Origin of the sequence: Paraglaciecola sp. (assembly GCF_039964565.1) — a bacterium.
GTDB lineage: Bacteria > Pseudomonadota > Gammaproteobacteria > Enterobacterales > Alteromonadaceae > Paraglaciecola.
The window spans coordinates 344,158-363,253 of record NZ_JBDVXF010000044.1; the positions used below are offsets into that span (position 1 = coordinate 344,158).

General features: G+C 41.3%; 12 protein-coding genes. 8 read left to right on the forward strand and 4 right to left on the reverse strand.

The window, feature by feature from the left end:
* The first annotated feature begins 70 nt into the window (after positions 1 to 70).
* From ABJK37_RS21210 to ABJK37_RS21235, 6 genes are all read left to right on the forward strand, one after another.
* On the forward strand, positions 71 to 2,245 hold the full coding sequence (locus ABJK37_RS21210; RefSeq protein ID WP_348358003.1) for a type I secretion system permease/ATPase: 2,175 nt from the start codon (positions 71 to 73) through the stop codon (positions 2,243 to 2,245).
* Positions 2,242 to 3,615 (forward strand): HlyD family type I secretion periplasmic adaptor subunit, encoded by a 1,374-nt coding sequence (locus tag ABJK37_RS21215; protein ID WP_348358005.1) that lies wholly within the window; start codon positions 2,242 to 2,244, stop codon positions 3,613 to 3,615. The genes ABJK37_RS21210 and ABJK37_RS21215 overlap by 4 nt, the downstream gene beginning before the upstream one ends.
* Positions 3,616 to 3,676: 61 nt before the next feature.
* Entirely contained in the window at positions 3,677 to 5,047 is a 1,371-nt protein-coding gene (locus ABJK37_RS21220; protein ID WP_348358007.1) for a TolC family outer membrane protein, read from the forward strand.
* Complete coding sequence (locus ABJK37_RS21225) at positions 5,037 to 5,693, forward strand: OmpA family protein (RefSeq protein WP_348358009.1); 657 nt, start codon at positions 5,037 to 5,039, stop codon at positions 5,691 to 5,693. Before ABJK37_RS21220 ends, ABJK37_RS21225 begins: the two co-directional genes overlap by 11 nt.
* A gap of 15 nt (positions 5,694 to 5,708) precedes the next feature.
* Entirely contained in the window at positions 5,709 to 6,419 is a 711-nt protein-coding gene (locus ABJK37_RS21230; RefSeq protein WP_348358011.1) for a transglutaminase-like cysteine peptidase, read from the forward strand.
* A 3-nt stretch (positions 6,420 to 6,422) separates the two neighbouring features.
* Entirely contained in the window at positions 6,423 to 8,345 is a 1,923-nt protein-coding gene (locus ABJK37_RS21235) for an EAL domain-containing protein (protein ID WP_348358013.1), read from the forward strand.
* 115 nt (positions 8,346 to 8,460) lie between these two features.
* Here the strand turns inward: ABJK37_RS21235 and pmbA are convergent, their stop codons facing one another.
* On the reverse strand, positions 8,461 to 9,786 hold the full coding sequence (pmbA, locus tag ABJK37_RS21240; RefSeq protein ID WP_348358015.1) for a metalloprotease PmbA: 1,326 nt from the start codon (positions 9,784 to 9,786) through the stop codon (positions 8,461 to 8,463).
* A gap of 85 nt (positions 9,787 to 9,871) precedes the next feature.
* Between pmbA and yjgA the strand changes: the two genes are divergently transcribed.
* Both yjgA and ABJK37_RS21250 read left to right on the forward strand, forming a co-directional pair.
* Positions 9,872 to 10,411, forward strand: coding sequence for a ribosome biogenesis factor YjgA (gene yjgA, locus ABJK37_RS21245; RefSeq protein WP_348358017.1), 540 nt, complete (start codon positions 9,872 to 9,874; stop codon positions 10,409 to 10,411).
* Between the two features lie 5 nt (positions 10,412 to 10,416).
* Positions 10,417 to 12,852 (forward strand): Ig-like domain-containing protein, encoded by a 2,436-nt coding sequence (locus tag ABJK37_RS21250; RefSeq protein ID WP_348358019.1) that lies wholly within the window; start codon positions 10,417 to 10,419, stop codon positions 12,850 to 12,852.
* 7 nt (positions 12,853 to 12,859) lie between these two features.
* Here ABJK37_RS21250 and tldD read toward each other — a convergent pair whose 3' ends face one another.
* The 3 genes from tldD to ABJK37_RS21265 are packed head-to-tail and all read right to left on the reverse strand — an operon-like array spanning position 12,860 to position 19,038.
* Positions 12,860 to 14,302: a metalloprotease TldD gene (gene tldD / locus ABJK37_RS21255; protein WP_348358021.1), complete on the reverse strand. Its 1,443-nt coding sequence runs from the start codon at positions 14,300 to 14,302 to the stop codon at positions 12,860 to 12,862.
* Positions 14,295 to 15,098, reverse strand: coding sequence for a carbon-nitrogen hydrolase family protein (locus ABJK37_RS21260; RefSeq protein ID WP_348358244.1), 804 nt, complete (start codon positions 15,096 to 15,098; stop codon positions 14,295 to 14,297). Before ABJK37_RS21260 ends, tldD begins: the two co-directional genes overlap by 8 nt.
* Positions 15,099 to 15,126: 28 nt before the next feature.
* Positions 15,127 to 19,038, reverse strand: a complete 3,912-nt coding sequence (locus ABJK37_RS21265) for a YhdP family protein (protein WP_348358023.1) — start codon at positions 19,036 to 19,038, stop codon at positions 15,127 to 15,129.
* Positions 19,039 to 19,096 lie beyond the last annotated feature (58 nt).

Here is a 19,096-nt window from a genome sequence, read left to right on the forward strand (position 1 = left end):
CATAACACAGTCATATCTTTATTGATTGTGTTATGTTTGCTGTGTTTTGTTTGAAGGAATATAAAACTAAGTGCAATCCTCGGTTCAAGCGACTACTCAGTGGACAATAAACGCGTCGCAGCGTTTAACCTCAGATCCTTTATTAGATAGTTTAGTGTTATTAACCGAACACTTTGGCAATCCTTGTTCTGCTGAAGCATTAACGGCTGGTCTTCCTCTAACTGGCAGTCATCTGACCCCCGAACTCCTACCTCAAGCCGCTTCTCGTGCTGGACTTAGCGCAAAGTTAGTGCGAAAAGGTTTAAACGAATTACCTTCGATGTTGTTGCCTTGTGTCTTGATGCTCAAAGACAAAAATGCCTGTGTATTACAGGAATTGGACCTCGAAGAAAACAAGGCCATTGTCACCTTGCCGGAAACTGGCGGCGAAGAACAGCTTACGATTGAAGAATTAGAATCCAGCTTTGTTGGTTATTTGTTTCTAATTAAGCAGCAATATCGTGGCGACAGAAATTTTGATGTACATATCAATGACTCCAAAAAACATTGGTTATGGCAACACGTTAAAAGTGCAACGCCAATATACCGAGACGTCATCATCGCTTCGATCATGGTAAATATTTTTGCTCTGGTTTCGCCACTTTTTGTGATGAATATTTACGATAAAGTTGTCCCTAACTTAGCTTTTGAGTCGCTGTGGGTATTGGCTATTGGTGCCGGCGTTGCCTACATTTTTGATTTTATTCTAAAACAATTACGTGGTTACTTAATTGATGTGGCCGGTAAAAAGGTGGATATAGAAGTTTCTTCGAAGTTATTTGCAAAGGTAATGGGAATTCCGTTAGAGAAACGTGCGCCAAGTATCGGTGGCATGGCCAAACAAATCACTGAGTTTGACAACGTCAGGGAGTTTTTCTCTTCGGCTACCATTACTGCATTGGTTGACTTGCCTTTTGCTTTGTTATTTATGTTTTGTATCTGGCTCGTCGCTGGTGATTTGGTTTTGTTCCCCATAGTTTCCTCCGTGCTCATTATTGGTTATACCATTTATACACAACCTAAACTTCGCGCTGCCATCGAGGAAAGTAATAAATTCTCAAGTCTTCGACATGGTCACCTAATTGAATGTTTGGGAGCCATTGAATCCATTAAGGCCAACGGTGCAGAAGGTGTGGTGCAAAATGCGTGGCAACAGATGATTGGACATACTTCCAGTTGGTTGCTTAAGTCTAAAATGATCACTAATTCGGTGATCAATTTCGCTAGTTTTATCGTGCAAATTTCAATCATAGGTGTTGTCGTGTTAGGTGTTTACCGAGTATCCGACAATTTAATTTCTATGGGGGGCATTATCGCCGCGGTGATGTTAACTGGTCGCGCGATTTCACCGGTAGCAAAATTAGCCGGTTTGATGACACGCTCAAATCAAACCGTTAGCGCCTTGAGACAACTCGATAGCTTAATGGAACAAGAGGGCGAATTTGAGGATAAAGGCCACCTTGCAAGTCGTCCTAAACTGTCTGGAAATATTAGTGCAGAAAGTATTAGTTTTACTTACCCAGATACAAAAAACAGTGCTTTACAATCTATGTCACTGGATATCAAAGCAGGTGAAAAAATAGCCATAATAGGGCGCAATGGTTCTGGTAAAACCACCTTAGCAAAATTACTACTGGGTCTATATCAGGCTACTTCTGGCAATCTTCGCTTTGATGGATTAAATCATCAGCAGATCCACCCTAGCGACTTGCGTCGAAATATAGGATATTTGCCTCAAGATATCATTTTGTTTCACGGTACTATCCGCGACAATATTTTGTTTGGCACCAAACAAGTGACTGAATATCAGCTCATTAGAGCGGTACAATTATCTGGTGTGAATGCTTTTACCGATCATGAAACTCAAGGTTTAGATCAACAGGTAGGCGAAAGTGGTAATAATCTATCTCGCGGACAACGCCAATCAATTGCATTAGCGCGGGCAATTTTGAATGCGCCACAAATTTTACTATTAGATGAACCCACAGCTAGTTTAGATGCCCGGGCCGAACAACAATTTATACAATCCATTAGTGCCACTTCGAGCGACAAAACTTTATTGTTAATTACCCATAAAATGGAATTACTGTCTTTAGTGGATAGGATCATCGTTTTAGAAAAAGGTAAGTTAATGATTGATGGCCCCAAAGATGAAGTTTTGCAAAAGCTTAAAGAAGGTAAAAACAAAGCGGCGGTTAAGCCATGAAAGTTAGCCAAAAAGATTTAGAAATGGCTGATGATGTATATGGGGCAATGTTAACTGAAGTCCCCAGTTTGCATCGTCTAATCATCTGGTCTATGGCAGGGTTACTGGTTAGTTTTATTGTTTGGGCTTATTTTTCTGCACTCGATCAAGTGACATCTGGAATCGGAAAAGTCATCCCTTCTTCTCAAGTGCAGATTATTCAAAGTCTAGATGGTGGAGTATTGCAACAATGGTTTGTACAGGAAGGTATGCCTGTTACTAAAGACCAACCTATCGCCAGAATTGATGACACGCGCTTTCGTTCAGATTTTGCAGAGCAAAAACAAGAGGTCGATAGCTTACGAGCCAATATTATTCGCTTAAGAGCAGAGATTTCCAGCATCTTGGTAGGTAATAGCGAAGATTGGAAGTTGCAAATTGAAATAACTAAAAAAGTGCCGATTTATCCTGACGATCTAAATCTTAATGCAGAATTTATGGTAAAGGAGCAGCAAGAAGAATACTCAGGCAGATTAGATAATTTAATCAATCAGCTAGCCATCCAAGGGCAACAAATACAACAAAAAGAGCAGGAAATAACCGAATTAGAGTCCAAGATTAAAACCCTTGGTATCAGCTTAGCTTTGGCTAAAAAAGAGTTAGCGTTAACTACGCCTCTTGCTGAAAAAGGCATAGTGTCAAAAATAGAGTTGTATAAATCAGAGCGCACAGTTAACGATCTTCAAGGTGAATTAGATGGTGTGCGGTTGTTAACCCCGCAATTAAAATCCGCGTTGCAAGAAGCCATACTTAATCGGCGTGAAACAGTATTGTCGTACCGAAATGAAGTAAGAGCCACGCTAAACGAACTGCAAAATAAACTCTCGCGTATTAACGAGTCTCAGGTCAGTGCTCAGGACAAAGTCACTAAGGCATTAATTTTGTCACCTGTTGTAGGAACTGTAAAAACTATACATGTCAACACTTTAGGTGGAGTAGTAAAACCAGGTCAAACTATTGCTGAGATTGTTCCAACGGAAGATCAGTTAATGGTAGAAGCCAAAATTAAACCTAGAGATATTGGTTTTATCTATCCAGGATTACCTGCAGTGGTTAAAATAACCGCGTATGATTTTGCCCGGTATGGTGGCTTAACTGGTACAGTAGAGCATATTAGTGCCGATACGACTCAAGACGAAGAAGGCAATAGCTTTTATTTGATTCGTGTGCGCACTGATGCCTCAAGTATTAAAAACAAAAACCAAGAAGAGATGCCAATTATACCGGGCATGATGACAAATGTTGATGTTATCACCGGTAAACGTACAATTTTGGAATATATATTAAATCCGTTGTTGCGCGCTAATGAAGCCGCACTTAGGGAACGATAACGTACAAGCAAATTACTAAAAAACAATAAGATGGAGTTTTTATGACTAAAGGTAAATCGTTATGCGCATAAATGCAGTTTTATTCTCATTATGCCTGCTTGCATTGTCCCCACAAGGACTAAATGCACAAAGTTTAGAACAAACAGTCGCCCTTTCATTGGATACTCACCCTGATATTCGTCAGGCGTTCGCCCGTTTCAAATCAAAAGAAGAAGATGTCAACCGTGCTTCGGCTGGATATTTACCAACAGTCGATGTTACGGCTGGTTATGGATACGAATACACTAATACTCCAGGAAATCGTTTATCGGATTTAGGGTTTGATGATGGTGAAACTGAACTTGGCAGAGGTGAGTTTGGCATCAGCATTAGCCAAATGCTGTTTGACGGCATGTTCACAAGTCACGAGGTTAAACGCACTAAATTTGAAGCCAGTGCAGAACAATGGACTTTGGTTAGCACAGCTGAAGATTTAGCCCTTTCAGTCAGCCAAGTGTATTTAAACTATTTAAAAACTCAGCAGTTGGTGACTTTATCTGAAAAAAATGTCGAGTCCCATAGAGAAATTTACGGTCAAATAAAAGAACGTACGGATTCAGGAATGGGAAGCATAGCGGACCTTTCTCAAGTAACAGGTCGTCTTGCCCGTGCTCAATCAAATTTAATTGCCGCACGCAATAATCATGAAGATGCCCGAGCGGAATTTATCAGTATCACCAACATTATGCCTGATGATTTAGTCATGCCAGTACCAGATGCGGATATGTTACCCGCCGACAGTGCCAGCGGATTAAATTTTGCTTTAGCACACCATCCTATAATCAAGTCTGCTCAGCAGGACATTCGAGCTGCTCGCGCTTACAGCGGCTCGGTAAAAGCAAACTATTATCCTAAATTGTCTCTTGAAGTGGCAGCTAATGCCGACAATGATATCGCTGGTGAAGATGGTTTTAACCGAACTGGTTTAGACGTGGGCGGGCATCGCAATGACTTAAGTGTCATGGTGCGTATGCGTTATAACCTCTATTCGGGTGGAAAAGATGTAGCGTTAGAAAGAGGTGCTGCCTATAAAACCACGGAAGCGCAGGAAATAAACTACCGCGCTCACCGTGAAGTCACGGAGAGCTTTCGCTTAGCATGGAATGCATATGAAATGTTGGGATTACAAAAACAATACCTGCAACAACACGTTGTTACATCAAAAGAAACTCAAGAAGCCTACTTACAGCAATTTAGTCTGGGGCAAAGAAATTTACTTGATTTGTTGGACACAGAAAACGAACTTTTTCAGGCTCGCAAAGATTATTTAGACGCTAATTTTGATGAGTTGATAGCCAGATATAGATTATTGAATGTAACCGGACAGTTACTTGATTCGTTGCGAGTGACGCGATCTTCAGCTTGGAAAGGGGAACATGAGTATGAGCATTAAGCCCACTATGAATCAAACGCAAGTTTTTGAGGTGTCTGCTGTGACAAAGTTATCTTTAGTGCTGTGTGGAGCTTTGTTGTTCGCTGGTTGTGCTAACAACAATATAGTTAAGCTAGAACCTAGTGTTAAGCAGTTGCAGGATCTGAATGATTACGACCGCGACGGGGTCATTGAGGCTAGAGATAAATGTGACAATACGGTTTTAGGTGCCATTATCGATAACTACGGCTGTGGCGCACAATCTACCCATATTGTTCCATTAAAAGTGGATATTAAGTTTGCTCATGATTCTTACATATTGCCGAATTCTGCCTTCCCAAAAATTCAGCAAGTCGCAGAAATACTTTCACAAGAACAGGATCTTAAAGTCTTGATTGAGGGGCACACCAGTAAAATTGGGAGCGCTGAGCACAATCAAATTTTATCAGAAAACCGTGCAAAAGCGGTTGAATCAGTTTTGGTCAAAGACTACAAAATATCTCCAGAGCGAGTTTCGTCTATTGGTTACAGTTATGAACGATTGGCTGATACAAGAGATACAGAAAAAGCTCACGAAACCAACAGGCGTATTGTGGCTGAATTAAGCAAAACAGTGAGTGAAGATGAAATGCGTTGGACTATTTATACGGTTGACCAAGTCCAATGATAATTAGTGAGTAATATGAGGAGCAGTCGTTGGATAACATCGAAGTTATTAAAGAAGCCAGTTCACATATTACTACTAAGTATGACCTTTTTGTCTGTGCTTTATGCCGATCAAATTACTGAACTCGATGGCCCCAATATTGTAAAGGCACTACAAAGTAGTTATGGCGAACGAGCAGCGAAACGTGGCGCGGCTTGGCTAAACTTAATGGTTCCAGAACCAGGCTCCTTAGAGCATGAAAACTTAAAAAAAGTGAATCGTTTTTTCAATACCTTTCATTTTATCGATGATATAGAGTTATGGGGCGTGAACAATTATTGGGCCACTCCAGTAGAGTTTATTGGGGTAAATGGGGGAGACTGCGAAGACTATTCAATAGCCAAGTATTTTACCTTGTTGGAGCTAGGTATAGCTGATGAAAAAATGAGAATTACCATGGTTAAAGCTATACATCTTAATCAATATCATATGGTGCTTGCCTACTACGAAACACCAGCCTCTATCCCCCTAATATTAGATAATATTGATGGCGTGATAAAACCAGCCAATGAACGTAACGATCTTATTCCTGTATTTAGCTTTAACGGTAGTCAGCTGTGGTTAAATAAAGAAAGAGGTAGCAGTGTTTTGAGTGGAAACTCTTCGCGTCTTAAACGATGGCAAGATTTGCGTCAACGCATAAACACCGCAAAACTCAAACAACCCAAGATAAAATTGGAGTTTTAAGTAATGACCCTTTTTAGACAAATAAACTCACTTCTGTTTGGACTCTTTTTGCTGGTGATGGTCAGTTTAGTTTATTTTCAGTTTACTCAAACCCGCGACTTTATGAATCAACAAATGCAGTCCGACTTGAACAACACTATGACATCTTTAGGGTTAATGCTGCAGCCTCATATAGAAACCGGTGATATGGTATCGGCGGAAACCCTGATCAATGTGATATTCGAAGGCGGGTTTTACCGTAAAGTGACCTTAACTTGGCTAGCAGATGATAAACAGCAAACTTGGGAAAATCCGGTCGTAATAGAAGGTGTACCTGAATGGCTGGTTAATCTAGAAGTGTTTGGTGTCCAGAAAAAAGAAAGCATCATCACGTCTGGTTGGATGCAATTGGCTACCCTCGAAGTGGAAGCACATCCAGCTCTAGGCTATCAGCAACTCTGGCGGATAATGAACGATACTGTGATGATTTTATCGCTGTTGTTTATTCTCAGCATCTTTATGCTGAGGTTTAGACTGAATCGTATACTAAAACCATTGCACGATATTGCATTGCAGGCGAAACAGTTAGGGCAGCGAAATTTTGAGCATGACCTAGTCTTGCCGCAAACCACAGAATTAAAAGACGTAGTCATTGCGATAAACTCCATGTCGGGGCAACTGAAACAGGTATTCCTTACTTTAGATAAAGAGGTAAGTGAATTAAAAGAAGACAAACTTGTAGACCACGTTTCTCAGTTACCTAACCGTCAGTACCTATCCGCACAAATCAATAATTGGTTAAATGAGCCAGGTTTTGGTGGGCTTATTTTAGCTAAGTTTGATTGGTTAGAAGACATACATAGTAAGTATGGTTACCAAGGACGCGATCAAATAATTAGGGTTGTGTCGCAAAGAATGATGACAGAATTACCACCTATTGCCGAAGGGGTCATTGCTAGGATAACTAACACTGAATTTGCGTTCTTACTGACTAAAGCTGAGCATCATCAAATTGAAAGTTATTTGCAAACTCTGATTAGAATCATCAATCAAGAAATTTCTAAGGCTGGATGTAACGCCAATAGCAAATTTGCATTGGGCGTAAGCCAACGTATCGATAACATGCAGCCTTCTGATTTGTTATCTCAATCAGACAACGCATTACAACAAGCCCTTAAAGCGGGCAAAGTTAGTCATTGGATTGATGAGCAGCAACCTCAGAAATACAACAGGGAACAATGGCGCGCTAAGCTGGTTAACGCTATCAATAACAATCACTTTTTATTCCAATGGCAGCAGGTAAGCGCTATGCGCTCTGAAGAGGTTATTCAACGTGAGCTCTACTGTCGTTTACGGATAGATGAAAAAACTGTTAGTGCAGCGGAGTTTATGCCTTTTATTGAGTTATTATCTTTAGGCGCACAGCTTGATCGGTGTTTGTTAGAAACCATTGAGCAACAGAAAATTTTGGAACAGTCCAAACAAGCCATCGCTATCAACTTAACACAGGATAGTGTTCACGATCCTGATTTTGCACCTTGGCTAACTCAGTTTTTGCAACAATCACAACACACAGATCATATCTTATTTGAAATGTCAGAATCTGCGTTAGTTAGCTCTTTTGAGCAATGCAAAAACCTCGCTGAAATAATACGTTTGGCAGGAGCAAAAATTGGTGTTGATCAGTGCGGGCGTCAAATGGGTTCACTTGATTATCTTCAAAAACTTCAACCTGATTATATTAAACTTGACCAATCCTTTGCCTTTTACGAAAAGCTAAATCAAAGCAATGAGATGTGTAGAGCGTTAATCAATGTTGCCAATGGATTAAATATCGCGGTAATTATTACCGGTATCGAAAATAAAGAGCAATTAAAGCAGTTTGCTTCATTACGAGCGGATGGATATCAAGGTTATATATCGGCACCAGAGGATATCTCTGTGTAATACTTGGTTAGCTTAATAACTCTCATGCTTATTGAGTCACAAGTGGTTAACAGGTAATCCACTAAGGCAACATAGGGTTGCCTTAGTGGAACTAGAATTTGATGAAAGTCTAAGCCTATTCGCCCGCGATCTGCATTTCTTCTATTAATATTGAGCCCGTTTGCACACTGCCGCGAGTTTCTTGCTCAGCCCCAACAGCCACAATATTCAGCAACATATCAGCTAAGTTACCCGCTATGGTAATTTCGTGAACTGGGTATTGAATAATTCCATTTTCTACCCAGAAACCCGCCGCACCCCTAGAGTAGTCGCCGGTGACAATATTAACACCTTGCCCCATAAGCTCTGTTACGTATAAACCTGTATCAAGTTTTTTGAGCATTGCTTTATCGGATTCACCGCTATGTTGAATAAACCAGTTATGAATGCCACCGGCGTGACCAGTAGTCTGCATCTTGAGTTTACGGGCCGAGTAGCTGGTAAGAAGGTAATGATTGAGAACCCCCTGACTGACAATCTCCATGTCTTGGGTGATGACCCCTTCATGATCAAAAGGGGAACTGGCTAGCCCTCTCAAAATATGGGGGCGTTCAATTATATTAAACCATTTAGGTAAAACTTGATGCCCGAGTTTATCTAATAAAAAGGAAGATTTTCGATACAAACTGCCACCGCTTATGGCACTGATAAAATGACCAAACAGCCCCGCAGCTATTTCGCGGTCAAACAACACTGGTACCTTGCAAGTTTTAATTTTCCTCGCACCTAGTCTATCTAAAGTAAATTTTGCTGCTTCGCGACCTACTTGTTCTGGGCTAGATAACTTGTCAAATTCACGAGCAACGGTATAGCTATAATCACGCTGCATATCACCGTCTTGCTCACCAATGACTACACAACTCATGCTAAAGCGACTGCTGTTATATCCGGCATTTATGCCATGGCTATTACCGTAAACCTTAGTGCCTAAATTGGCGTTGTATGAGGCTCCATCTGAATTGGTAATACGAGGGTCGACATCCAAGGCGCTAGTTTCGGCGGCAATGACTTGTTGTATGGCGTATTCCGTATCAAGTTCCACTGGATGATACAAATCTAAATCTGGGTAATCAAAGGCCATTAAGTTTTTGTCAGCTAGGCCCGAGCACTCATCATCGCTGGTATGCTTAGCTATTTCTATGGCTTTTTCAACGGTGAGAGCTAATGCTTGGGGCGACAAATCTGCTGTCGAAGCACTGCCTTTTTTCTTACCTTGGTATACGGTAATACCTAGGCCGCCATCGTTGGTAAATTCGACAGTTTCTACTTCTTTTAACCGTGAAGACACGGCAATGCCCTCTACTTTGGATAAGCTAGCCTCGGCTTGGGTCGCGCCTTTCTCCTTGGCTAATTTTAAAACATCTTCTACTATGCTCTGTATTTCAGCTAATTGTTGTTGCATAAGGCCTTCATTATTTGGCTACACTGTAGTTTATTATTTCGATGGGGGTTACAATCTCTATTAGTGTATCACTAAAGATAATCTCATGGTTGCCTCGAAAAAAAACAAAGATATAGAAGTTGAATTCGACGTCAGTGAAGACGACGAACAACTTAGTAAAACGCAAATTAAAGCACAAATGGTTGCGATGCAGAAATTAGGTGAGTCTTTAGTTCATCTTGGTCAATCCTCGTTAGCCAAAGTTCCTATGGACGAAGAGTTGCTAGAAGCCGTGATGCTCGCTAGAAAAATTTTGCGCAAAAAAGAAGGGTATCGTCGTCAATTGCAATTGATTGGCAAGATAATGCGAAATACTGATATCGTTCCAATAGAGCAGGCTTTGGCGAATATAAAGTCTGCCCATAAAAAAATAAATAATGCGTTTCATGAAATTGAAATTCTAAGAGACGAAATTTTGCAGCAGGGCGATAAAAAAATTGATCCCACGATTGCAGATTATCCCCTTCTTGACCGCCAAAAGTTGAGGCAATATGTACGTCAAGCAAATAAGCAGCAAGCTGAAAATAAGCCACCAAAAGCTTCTCGTGAGCTCTTTCAATATTTAAAACAAACCATAAACGGATGATTTTTATGCGAATGAATTTTATTTTTGTTTTTTTTGCTGTGCTTGTACTAAGCAGTTGTGGTGGAGTGTCAGGCGACAATGGCAGTGATCCCTTTGGTTCAGGTACAACATCAGATACCTATAGTCTTTCCTTAGCTATTCTCGATCAGCACTGCGACACTAAGGCTGTCGCTAGTTTTACTGCAGGTGAGACTGTATGTGTTCAAGCAACATTGAAACAAGGTTCAAAACTAGTTTCGGGAGAAATTGTTAGTTTTGCGACTGGGCTTGAACAGCTTTCTGAGCAATCTAAACTTACCGACAGTAATGGTGTTGCTGAGATATTCATAGAGAGTAGTAGCGGCGATGTTGGAGCTTTGACACTAGTCGCTAGTTTTGATGAGGTTAGTTCGCAAAAAAGTTATGAGTTTCTAGCAATTGATACACCTTATATACCTGAATTATCTATAGATCTCAGTATCCTTAAAAATGGTGAATCTGTTAACCGCTTTAAAGTGAACGAACAAGTTCAAATTCGCGCATATGTTAGCGATGAAAATGCACTACCAGTTGAGAATGTTATCGTAAGTTTTACAGTGGGAAGAGGTGGCCTGAGTACAGATAATGCCCTAACTGATTCCTCTGGTATCGCACAGGTAACGCTAACACCAGAGGACGCAGATATTGGTGCTGCTGAGGTAACAGCCCTCACAATAGTTGATGATGAAGAATTATTAACATCACTTAATTTCGAAATACAAGCATTGGATGTGACTAGCGAACAAATTGTTAGAGTGGGACATTTTGATTCTGACGGTGTGTTTGTAGAAAATCAATTAGGCATAAGCGCATCTGACGCAGTTGGCAATGTTGAAATTAGCGCAGGCGCAACCTTGGGTGTTTCCTTAGCACTAGTAGACGAAAACGATCAACGCATTTTGACACAAACTCCAATTACGTTTACTTCTAGTTGTGCCGAGGACGGTTTTGCCAATATTGATCAGCAAGTTAATACCGTAAATGGTGAAGCGTTTGCTACCTATGAAGACTTAAGCTGTGCTGGCGGAGACGGCAATGAGGATGTGATAGTTGCATCTCTTGTTGTAAACGAATCCACAGTTTCCATCACTCGCTCCATTTCCATACTTGCAGAATCAGTGGGCTCTATTACGTTTATTTCCGCAGAGCCCACGCAACTGGTATTACAAGGTACCGGTGGCCAAAATAGCCAAACAATTTCGACTTTAGTGTTTCAAGTTAATGGCACCTTGGGTAATCCACTTGCACAGCAGTATGTGGTCTTTTCACTGAATACTGAAACCGGTGGATTGAGTTTATCTCCTGTTACAGGCATAACCAATTCTCAGGGACAGGTAAGCACCAGAGTCACCTCTGGAAATGTGCCTACTTCAGTTAGAGTAACCGCTGAAGTTCAAACAGACACAGGTACAAATGTGCTGACTCAGTCAGACTTATTGGCAGTAAATACAGGTTTACCCGACCAAAACAGTTTTACACTTTCTGCAGATAACTTAAATCCAGAGGCTGACAGTATTAGTGGTCAAACTGTCAACGTGGTGGCTCGTTTAGCTGACACCTTTAATAATCCGGTGCCAGATGGTACTTCTGTGAGTTTCACTACTGAAGGTGGGTTTATTGAGCCTAGTTGCGTGACAACTAGCGGCACTTGCAGTGTAGTTTGGACCAGTGCTGAGCCACGAACAACAGATCATAGGATCACTATCTTAGCTACTGCCATAGGTCATGAAACCTTGTTTGATGCCAACGGCAATAATAGCTATGACGATGCAGATGGTTCAGCAATTAGAGATAATACTGATAGTGGATTTAGAACCAGTCAGGTTGTGCGCACTGGATTTGTGGACCATAGCGAAGCTTGGCGAGATGATAACGCGAATAATATTAGAGATTCATTTGAAATATTTTTAGACTATAACAGTAACGGTCAATTCGATGGTCCAGATGGCCTGTTTAATGGTCCGCAGTGTACGACCGCTAGTACTTGTGGTGAGGGGACTGCTAACACCCTACATGTGCGTCGTGCGATGGAGCTAGTCTCGGCTAGTTCAGAAGCATTTTTGGATATATTGAATCAAGGAAACTCGGTTATTTTCAGCAATCATCAGAGTGCTTCCCAGCCAACAATAGAACTAGATCGTGGCGAAATAATCAATTTAACATTGAGATTTTCAGATACAGCCAATCAACCTGTAGCCAGTAATTCGACTATTACTATTACCTCCAGCTCGGGTTTATTGGCAGGACAAATTAATTCGGTAATGAGATCTACAAATTCAAATAGTGCTTCTAGTGTTGATTTTACCCTAACCAATAATCTCAGTGAAACCACTGGAATAGCGACCACTGCAACAGTTAATGCTGAAGTGGTTTCGCCAAGTGGAATTGTTTCAGTGGTAACATTTGTTGTGACACTAAACTAGAAAAAAGTTAAGCGGTACCGCCAACAGTTAACTCATCTACTTTCAAGGTGGGTTGACCAACACCAACGGGCAAACTTTGCCCGTCTTTACCGCATACCCCAACGCCTCTATCTAAGGCCAAGTCATTACCTATCATGGATATTTTTTGCATCGCTTCTGGGCCATTGCCAATTAAGGTCGCGCCTTTGATTGGACTGGTGATTTTGCCTTTTTCGATTAGATAAGCTTCAGATGTGGAGAATACAAACTTGCCAGAGGTGATATCGACCTGACCACCACCAAAATTAGGTGCATAAATCCCTTTATCAATTGAAGCAATAATTTCTTCGGGTGAAGATTCTCCGCCTAACATATAAGTATTGGTCATTCTTGGCATAGGCAAATGGGCGTATGATTCACGGCGACCATTCCCTGTTGGGGCAACACCCATTAATCGAGCATTGAGTTTGTCTTGCATGTAACCTTTGAGAATACCGTCTTCAATTAACACATTGTATTGGGTAGGAGTGCCTTCATCATCAACACTGAGCGAGCCACGTCTATTTGCTAATGTGCCATCATCTACAACAGTACAACCTTTGGCTGCAACTCGTTCACCAATTCTTCCACTGAAAGTAGACGCACCTTTACGGTTAAAGTCGCCCTCTAATCCATGGCCTACTGCCTCATGTAACAATACACCCGGCCAACCATTACCAAGTACAACCGGCATTTGCCCTGCCGGTGCAGGAATAGCCTGCATATTTATTCTGGCCATATGAATCGCTTCATCAGCCACTTGTTGGTAGCGAGGTCTACCATCATCGTTGGCGACAAAATAATCATAGGCAAATCTTCCTCCGGCACCTGAGCTGCCTCTTTCACGACGGCCATCTTTCTCCATTAATACTGAACAATTAAAACGGATAAGCGGACGAATATCGGTACAAAATGTGCCATCTGTTGCTGCGATTAAAATCTCTTCGTACACACCACTGATGCTTATAACTACTTGGCTGAGGGCACTTTCTTGTTTTCGGATATATTCATCTGCGGCTCGTAACAGAGCGATCTTTTCTTGCTCTTGCATTCCCAAAAGTGGATTTTCGCTATGATAGCGACTAGCTGGGTGACTTTGCGTAAGCGCAGTGACTTTGTGTTTGCCACCTGAATTGGCGATGCTTCTTGAGGCTTTTGCTGCTTTGAGCAGTGCTTCAGGGGAAATATCATCAGAGTAGGCAAATCCTGTCTTTTCTCCACTGACCGCACGCACACCTACACCGCGCTCTATATTGTAGCTACCTTCTTTAATGATGCCGTCTTCTAGTACCCAGGTCTCATGTTGACTTGACTGAAAATACAAATCAGCGAAATCATTATCATGTTGATATATGGTACCTAGAGCTGTTTCTAATGTGGCTCGGGTTAGATTTGATGCATCTAGTAAGTTCTCTTCAACCAAATTAGACAAGGTGACTCCTGAATTTGTTGTGCTGATAAACTGGCATTTTAGTGCGAATTTCAGCGAGTAATGGGTGATCAATTTGAGCATGGATCATGCCGGTATCATGGGGTAACTCAACTAGTTTGTCGCCCCAAGGCGAGATGATACAGGAGTGACCATAAGTTTGTCGTTTATTGCTATGTTTGCCAGTTTGATTCGCGGCAACAATGTAACACTGATTTTCTAAAGCACGTGCCCGAAGCAAAGCATCCCAGTGCGCTTGGCCCGTTTGCTGTGTGAAGGCAGCAGGTAAAGCCAAGACGTCTAGTTGTGCTATTTGGTTCATTGCTAAAAACATACCCGCAAACCTTATATCATAACAAATAGCTAAGCCTAGAATGCCAAATGGAGTGTCAGCGACAATAAGTTTATTACCTGATTGGGTGTAGCGTGATTCTTGATAGGTCCCGGTATTGTCTGCTACTTGGACATCGAAGAGGTGTGTTTTTTGATACTCTTCGACTATTTCCCCTTGGTCACTAATCAACAAACTCGAAGCTGTGAACTTATTGGTCGTAGAACATAGAATTGGTAAGCTACCCGCTACTATCCAAACGCCGTATTGTTTAGCGAAGTCTTTTAGCTTAAGTTGTATTGGGCCATGATCTAAATCTTCCGCTATCTCTAGCATCAATTGGTCACCCCCGCCAAAACAAGCAAAACATTCAGGCAACACAACTAAACAGGGTCTTTGAGGAGGTAATTTTTGCAGCTGTTGCTCAACAAATTTTAGGTTTTCTTCGACTAAGGGTGAAGATGTCATCTGAATAGCGACAATATTAGGACGGACGTTATCCACTTTTTGCTCCCTCAACAGTTTCTTGGTTATTAACCTGAGGATCTAATTGCAAGTTAGATTGGTCAGGTTTTTGGGGTTCCACCTGCGGCGTTATGCTCGCAGGTAAAGAGACTTCTTTACTGTCTCGTCCTAACTCAGTGAGTTGAGGATCATCCAAAGAGCCAGTTAATGAGAATTTGATGTTTGAAATAACTTTGGCAGATGTCAGCATCTGATCTAGCGCAAGCGCTGCCAATGCGGTAGCAGGATTGATCATCCACGCCACGATTACTGGCAAGCTGGATGTGACATTTGGGGTGAATTCGATTTGGTAATTTAATTGTTGAGCATTCAGGTCGGTATAACCGTGCATAGAGATTTCTCCTGCTCCACCATCAACTAAAGTATCTTCAGTGTAAGCGATACCATTTTCTAGCTGAAAGCTGCCATTAATTTTATCGTAGAAAAAACCTTTGGCGAATATGTCTCTAAAATCAAGTTGCAGTTTACGCACCAATGAATCAAGACTTAGTAGACTAAATATTCGTGAACCTTGGTCACTTACTTCGGTTAAATAACCATCGCTCAAGCGCCATTCAATTTGGCCATTAAGGCTGTCGAAGTTAAATTCGTATGGAGCGCTTTTCCAACTCAAATCGAATTTGGAGCTGGTTTTCGAATCTTTGATCCCAGAATCTAAATCAAAACCTTTCAGGAATGCGCCAAAATCGGAGCTACTAAATTCTCCTTTTAATCGAGTGCTACTTTGACCATTATTTAAAAACCAATCGCCTGAACCGTAAAATAAACCATGATCATTATTTAAACGTACTTGATCGATTTTCATACCAGTGGCTGAGCGGGACAAACTAAAATCAATCTTTCCAAGATCATTTTCCATTAGACGGCACCGTTCACAAGAAAAGCTAATCGGAGGCAAAGTGTCAATATTGGCAGCAAATTCAATCGGTGTTTCAGATTGTATCTCATCGTTAGTAGGTTGAGTGCTTTGCCATTGTGTCAATTCGATAAAGTCAGCCTCAATATCGATTCCTTTATTTAGCCAATCTTTATATAAGGTCATTTCCATACGGGTTTCTTTGGCATTGATGTCAAACAGCCAGCTATCACTGGTATTTTTTGCCACCATCTCTAATCCAGTAAACCTCTGTGAAGCGATTAGTGCGCTATCTGCAGTGATGAAAATACGTTTTGGCGCCTCTATTAAGGGGGTTTTGTTATCGTCAGGGAGATCACCGATAAGGGCGTTGATTACGTTATACCAAGGAGTGGCATCTAACTCCTGCATATTTGCTGAGATACTAAAACCTAGGCCCATCCCTAGCATGTCTGATTGACCAATAGATAAATGTGCTCGAGAAAATTGCATATTGTTGTGAGGTAAATTGCCGTTAAATTCAACTTCCGATCCCAAGGTAGCTTTTATTGAAGAAGCTTGCTCATTTCCCTGACTAGTAATTAAAAGAGGTAAAGATTGTTTTGAGGTCTTAGCAAATGGGGAGGGTAAATCTGAGTCAATTTGGGTGAGGTCGCTAAATATTTGCGCTGAATATTCATAACCTTGGCCGGGTAGCGTCAGTGCGATATCCGCTGACCAGCTGCTGTTTCCCGAGAGATATTGAGTCAAGCCAGAAGAACATAATTCAAGTAACGGAGTGACCTCCCAGTTTCCTGTGATATTAATATCCGTTTGGTAACCATTGGTTTGCTGCACTCCGTTTACTTTGAATTTGATCGGTTGCTGTAACAATTGCGCCTGTAAATCGCTAGTATCTATTTTGCTGTTGACAAAACTGACTGTGCCACTGGTTTTTTCCAGCAAAATATTGAGGCTAGGTAACTCAACCTTGTTTTCGGTTAGTAGCACCTCTCCTTTGGCTACTAACTCTTTGCCTGAAAGGGGGATCATTAAATTCAATTGGGTTGTTAACGCGCCATTGACTTGCACTTGTTGTAGTGTTTTTCCGAGCGTATCAGCTAGATTACTTTGTAACATTAATTCTGTTACTTGTTTTCCACTGGCTTGGGCATTCGCATCGATAGTTAATACGGCGTTTGACGCGAGTTGCGGGATTTTGGCTGATAAGTTTGTTAGTTCTACATCTAATAGGCTGCCTTTTTGGCTAGTCATCGTGAGGCTTTTATTTTCGAAAAGTAAATTGACATCAAAGTTGTCTAGCGCTGGCCACTGTGGCGCAAATTTTAATTCCCCATTGTTTATTTTTACTTGCGCCTGAAATACGCCTTGCTTCTGTTCAAAGGGAAATTGCTTAATTTGGCCGTGCCACAATAATTGCGCATTTTCTATTTGACCTTGTTGCAACGCGTTGGTGAGATATTTTTTGGTGTCTTTCCCCATCAGTTCTGAAGGGTAAAGTAGGGGTAATTGCTTAACATCAACGGCTTCAATTTGGGTCGATAACGCTAAGTGTTGATTGTGACTACTATAGTAAAAGTGCGGGCTTAAACTAATTAGGTCGCTTTTAAAAAGGGCATTTTCAGAGCTAATATCGACGCCATGAGCATTGGTCTCAATAAATAAATCGGCATAAAAACGTTGGTATTCAATATCTTCTGGTAACAATCTATTAATTGAAAGTTGCCCCGACTTACTTTTTAAGTTTAAGCGTCCGTTACCATTGAACCAATTTAACTCAGTTGCCATACCTGACATACCGGGAATCGCCTTGGTTTGTCGCCAGGTTAAGTCGCTAATTGCGGCTTTAATTGCCACGTCACCATTTAATGTGCGATGAATATCTATCGAATCCAATATGGCTTGAGGTTGCAGTGATTCAATTAGCTCCGTTTGGCTTGCCTCCAATGCTAAGGCTAACATTGGCAACACAGTTGCCACTTGCAGTGGTTGCTTATGCTGTAACGACAAGGCGCCAGTTTTGTCTACTTTACCCAACCAATTTGAGACCAACACGTTATCATTTATTTGCATGGTCAAATTATTGAGATTAAATAGCCACTCATCATTCACAGGACTGGCATTTATTTGGCCACCCAGTACCGCCACTTTTGTGTTATTTTCTGAGTTATCTTGATTGGGATGTTGCCAGTCAAAACGGCTATTAGAGAGATCAAGCTGCACCGATTGAAGTGATTTTTCTCTAATGGTTGCCCACATAACAAAACTGCCACGACTCTCAAGTAATTCGTGTTTGCTGGGGACCCAATGTTCAATCCAAGGGGATAGGTCTACTTCTTCTCCTTTGGCGAAAAAGGTGCCAAATAGGGTTTCTTGATTGCCATATAAATCCAGAATAAATGACGAAGAATTCTTTGCAATTTCTTCAATTTGCATTTGCCCCACACCCTGATGGTGCTCGTCTTTATTGACCCATGACACTTGGTCAATCAGCACGACTTGTCGCTGATTGTTTGCTGTGTTGATTATTATTTTGCTTTGACTAATAGAAAACAGTTGTAGCTGTTGCAAAAACAACTTTTCTAAAGCATCGACTATGGGGTAATTGTTCTGTTTTTGGCTAATAGACGCTACATCAACGGTTAGCTCCATTTCCTGTAAATCAAACTTATTAGATTGAATTTGCCAGGCCAAAACAGATTGCCAAAAATCGATTTCAATGGATGTTTCGGCAATGGTAAGATTCAATGGCGATTGCTCATTTTGGATGAGTTGAATATCGCGTAGAACGATAGCGGGTCCTATACCTTGCCATCTTGCAGTTATTTCGCCAATTTTGATTTGAGCGCCCACTTGACCGGACAGCCAAAGCTCTAAATAATTTTTTTGTTCGTTCATATACGGCAAAGAATAACGTGCAACACTTAAAACCACCGCAACCACAACTAAACTCAAGGCAACCAGTGCCCAGAGTTTTTTGATCAAGTAGGCGACATAAAATGATGCGCCTTTGGTTTTGGTATTCACGGTTTTAATCTGCTCACATTATGACAATGTCGAAAGTCTGGGGGTCACTTTTATAAGC

Coding starts and splice junctions, on each gene's coding strand:
- ABJK37_RS21260 (WP_348358244.1), bottom strand. CDS start 15,098: ATGACATCTTCACCCTTAGTCGAAGAAAACCTAAAATTTGTTGAGCAA.
- ABJK37_RS21220 (WP_348358007.1), top strand. CDS start 3,677: ATGCGCATAAATGCAGTTTTATTCTCATTATGCCTGCTTGCATTGTCC.
- pmbA (WP_348358015.1), bottom strand. CDS start 9,786: ATGCAACAACAATTAGCTGAAATACAGAGCATAGTAGAAGATGTTTTA.
- ABJK37_RS21230 (WP_348358011.1), top strand. CDS start 5,709: ATGAGGAGCAGTCGTTGGATAACATCGAAGTTATTAAAGAAGCCAGTT.
- ABJK37_RS21225 (WP_348358009.1), top strand. CDS start 5,037: ATGAGCATTAAGCCCACTATGAATCAAACGCAAGTTTTTGAGGTGTCT.
- ABJK37_RS21235 (WP_348358013.1), top strand. CDS start 6,423: ATGACCCTTTTTAGACAAATAAACTCACTTCTGTTTGGACTCTTTTTG.
- yjgA (WP_348358017.1), top strand. CDS start 9,872: ATGGTTGCCTCGAAAAAAAACAAAGATATAGAAGTTGAATTCGACGTC.
- ABJK37_RS21250 (WP_348358019.1), top strand. CDS start 10,417: ATGCGAATGAATTTTATTTTTGTTTTTTTTGCTGTGCTTGTACTAAGC.
- ABJK37_RS21215 (WP_348358005.1), top strand. CDS start 2,242: ATGAAAGTTAGCCAAAAAGATTTAGAAATGGCTGATGATGTATATGGG.